4 protein-coding genes are annotated in these 3,679 nt (G+C 36.4%); all 4 read left to right on the top strand.

Annotated elements, in window-relative coordinates; genetic code table 11:
- Positions 1-84: 84 nt before the first annotated feature.
- The 4 genes from ABZC96_RS09085 (at position 85) to ABZC96_RS09100 (ending at position 3,673) form a co-directional block, all read left to right on the top strand.
- Positions 85-537, top strand: a complete 453-nt coding sequence (locus ABZC96_RS09085) for a phosphoribosyltransferase (protein WP_373030600.1) — start codon at positions 85-87, stop codon at positions 535-537.
- 1 nt (position 538) lies between these two features.
- The gene (locus ABZC96_RS09090; RefSeq protein WP_373030602.1) at positions 539-1,108 is read left to right on the top strand and encodes an aminodeoxychorismate/anthranilate synthase component II; all 570 of its coding nucleotides are present in this window, start codon (positions 539-541) and stop codon (positions 1,106-1,108) included.
- 10 nt (positions 1,109-1,118) lie between these two features.
- A complete protein-coding gene (locus ABZC96_RS09095) occupies positions 1,119-2,204 on the top strand; it encodes a hypothetical protein (protein ID WP_373030604.1) in 1,086 nt (361 codons plus the stop codon).
- Positions 2,205-2,335: 131 nt separating this feature from the next.
- On the top strand, positions 2,336-3,673 hold the full coding sequence (locus tag ABZC96_RS09100; protein ID WP_373030606.1) for an ATP citrate lyase citrate-binding domain-containing protein: 1,338 nt from the start codon (positions 2,336-2,338) through the stop codon (positions 3,671-3,673).
- Positions 3,674-3,679: the final 6 nt, after the last annotated feature.

Consider the following 3,679-nt stretch of genomic DNA (forward strand, 5'->3'; position numbering starts at 1 on the left):
ATGATTTTGTAGCACTGATCAAAAACTCTGGTTTTCAACCCATAGAACGTGATAGCCTTTATAATGAGTTGAAAGTCTATTAGTATGGAAAAACGTTATTATCCTTATGAAGATTTTTTGGCCGATACAAAAGATCTGACAAAACAAATAGACTGGAAATTTGACAGCATTATCGCTATTGCCAGAGGAGGGATGTCTTTAGCGCATCTGCTTGGTGAATATTATAATATTAGAGAAGTCTACAGCATCAACACTATTGGATATGAAGATACGACCAAATTAGCAAGTGTTAAAGTGTTTAATATCCCGGAACTAAATGAGTCTAAAAGCGTACTCATTGTGGATGATATAGTAGACAGTGGTGATACCTTAGTCGAAGTTTTAAAGGTATTGCGTCAAATGTATCCAACTGTGATATTTAAAACAGCTTCACTTTTTTATAAGAAAAGTGCTAGAATAGCCCCAGATTGGTATGTGCGCGAAGCAGATAAATGGATTGATTTTTTTTGGTCTGTAGATTTAAATAGGAAGATATAAAATGGTATTAATGATAGACAACTACGACAGTTTTACTTATAATGTAGTACAGTATTGTAGAGAACTGGGAGCAGACTTAAAGATCATACGTAATGATGAAATGACGATAGATGAGATAAAAGCATTGAATCCAGATAAAATTATTTTGTCTCCTGGACCTGCCACGCCAGATGATGCAGGCGTTACACTGGATGTGATTAAGGAATTTGCAGATACTACACCTATTTTTGGTATTTGTTTGGGACATCAGAGTATTGCACAGGCTTTTGGTGGAGAGGTGATAAGAGCTAAAAATATGATGCATGGTAAAACGTCACAAATTGTTGTAGATGCCGAGACGCCTATTTTCAAAGATCTTCCACATGAATTCAGAGCTACACGTTATCATTCTCTAACGGTCAAAAAAGAGACTTTGCCTGATTGTATTATTGCAACATCACACAGTAAAGATGATGATGAAATCATGTCACTACAGATCAAAAATAAACCTATTTATGGTGTGCAGTTTCATCCTGAGTCTATTATGAGTGAACATGGACATGAAATGCTAGACAACTTTTTAAAACTCTAAGAACCTGATTATGAAAAAACAGCATTTCTTTTTAGCATTATTTTTTTATGCTATAGCTGTTTTTTACCTTGCGATAACAACCCCTATTACTGCGCATGAGGCAAAAATTCTTTATACTTCAGATGATATTGTAGGTACATTGATGAGGTGGGGTGAAAGCCTTGGAGCCGGATTTATAGGATTAAGAGCTTTTTTCCTCTTTTTTGGTTTTATAGCTATTGGGCTTTTTTATGAACTTAGCCGACGTCATTTTCAAAAATCTAAAGATGTCTATCTCTCTACACTGATTTTTATGCTTTTACCTGGTATCCTTACCGCTACAACTTTGGCCAATGTCGCTATTATTGTATTACCGCTTGTGTTACTTTTTGTATTGCTTTATGAAAAAGGGCATTACCTTTTACTTCCCCCTATCATGCTTGCACTTTTTTTCATTCATGAAGCTTCCATCATTTTCTTTGTCGCCGTGTTACTTTACTCAGTGATGCACAAAGAGAAGAAATTAGCTATTTTTTCTCTTTGCTTTCTTTTGGCTTTTGTCTATTTAGCAAAAGGTATAGAGATAGGGGGACCGCCTTCCGGACATTTTGTAGAAATATTCGGATTGTATGCCACTGTTTTTTCACCGTTATTGTTTCTCTATTTTTTCTATGCGATGTATCGAATTTTACTTAAAGAAAAGAAATCACTTATCTGGTACATAGCATTTACAGCACTTGCGTTTTCACTACTCTTATCTATTAGACAACGAGTCCATATCACTGATTTTGCACCTTACGTGATGATTGCTATTGTACTTATGTTGGATGTATTTAATCATACGATAGGAGTACGTTTGCCAGAGCATCAGAAACAGCATAAACGTGGTTTTATCGTAGTGATGTCATTTCTGGTATTAAGTGTTTTTCTCATAGTGGGACATAAATTACTATTTTTAGTGCTGGAGGATCCTAGAACACATTTTGCACATCGTGTATACAAACCATACCTATTGTCACAGGAGTTAAAATCTGAAGGTATCGAGTGTTACGATGGGGCACATGGAAGAGAACGTTATCAGTTAAGATATTATAATATTCTTCCTTGTCCTGAATAAAAACATATAAGCTTCCAAAACTGTTTCTAATATACACAATATTTATTTTATACTTATAGTTTTTATTACTTATACAAAAGTCAAATCTATCTAATGCTAGACTATAAAGAACTAAACTAAAGGAGAACTCGATGGCTCAAAAGGCGATTAGAGAGTATGACGCAAAGTCAATTCTAGCAAAACACTGGGATAAGTATTTCCCAGATTTTACTTATGCATATGAGACTGTAATGGTTCAAAATGGATCAGAATTAGCAGAAGCTGCAAAAACACACACATGGTTAAATGAAAAATCATTGGTTGCAAAACCAGATATGCTTTTTGGTAAAAGAGGTAAAAATGATTTAGTACTTTTTAAAGATGCTAAACCAGGTGACGTTTCATTAGCTAAGGCAATTAGCTGGATCGATGAAAAATCAAGTACAGAGCAATCAGTGTATTTCTCATTTGACGGTGATACTCCAACAGGTGAACCATCAGTGGACATGTTGACTCACTTTGTTGTTGAGCCATTTACGCCACATGCACAGGAAGAAGAGTATTATATCTCTGCTACATGTGTAGGTGATGATGATGTACTTTATATGTCTGCTGAAGGTGGAATGGAAGTTGAAGAAGGTTGGGAAGAAAAAGTAACTGAAGTTACTTTCAAGATCACTGACACTGAAGAAGAGATCGCTGATAAAATCAGAGCGAATGTGCCTGCTGATGTTGCAGAAAAAGACAAAGCAGCTTTTGCTGAGTTTGCCATTGGTTTCTTTAAAGCATACAGAGAGCTTAACTTTGCATACCTTGAAATCAACCCGTTTGTAATGCAGGGTAACAAGATCGAACTTCTTGATATGGTTGCAAAACTAGATGACACTGCCGGATTTATGATGGTAGAACAGTGGGGTGATGTTGAGTACCCAACTGCATTTGGTATGGAAGAGAAATCTCCAGAAGTATTGGCAATTGAAGAAGCAGATGCTAAAACAGGTGCTTCACTTAAATTGACACTTCTTAAACCAGAAGCTCGTATCTGGACGATGGTTGCCGGTGGTGGTGCTTCAGTTGTTTATGCTGATACGATTGCTGATCTTGCTGGTATTGATGACCTCGCTAACTACGGTGAGTACTCAGGTGGACCAACAACTGGTGAGACTAAGTTCTATGCAGAAACACTTCTTGATCTTATGACAAGAGAAAAAGATGCTCAGGGTAGAGATAAAATCCTTATTATTGGTGGAGCTATCGCTAACTTTACAGATGTTGCTAAAACATTTACAGGTATCATTCAGGCATTTGAAGAATATGCAGACAAGATGAAAGAAATTGGTATCAAGATCTATGTTAGACGTGGTGGACCAAACTACGAAAAAGGTCTTAAAGATATTAAAGAAGCAGCAGATAGACTTGGTCTATGGATCGATGTATACGGACCAGAGACACACGTAACTGATATCGTTAGAATGGCAGTAGAGGCATAAGGAGAG

Source organism: Sulfurovum sp., from assembly GCF_041551015.1.
Classification (GTDB): domain Bacteria; phylum Campylobacterota; class Campylobacteria; order Campylobacterales; family Sulfurovaceae; genus Sulfurovum.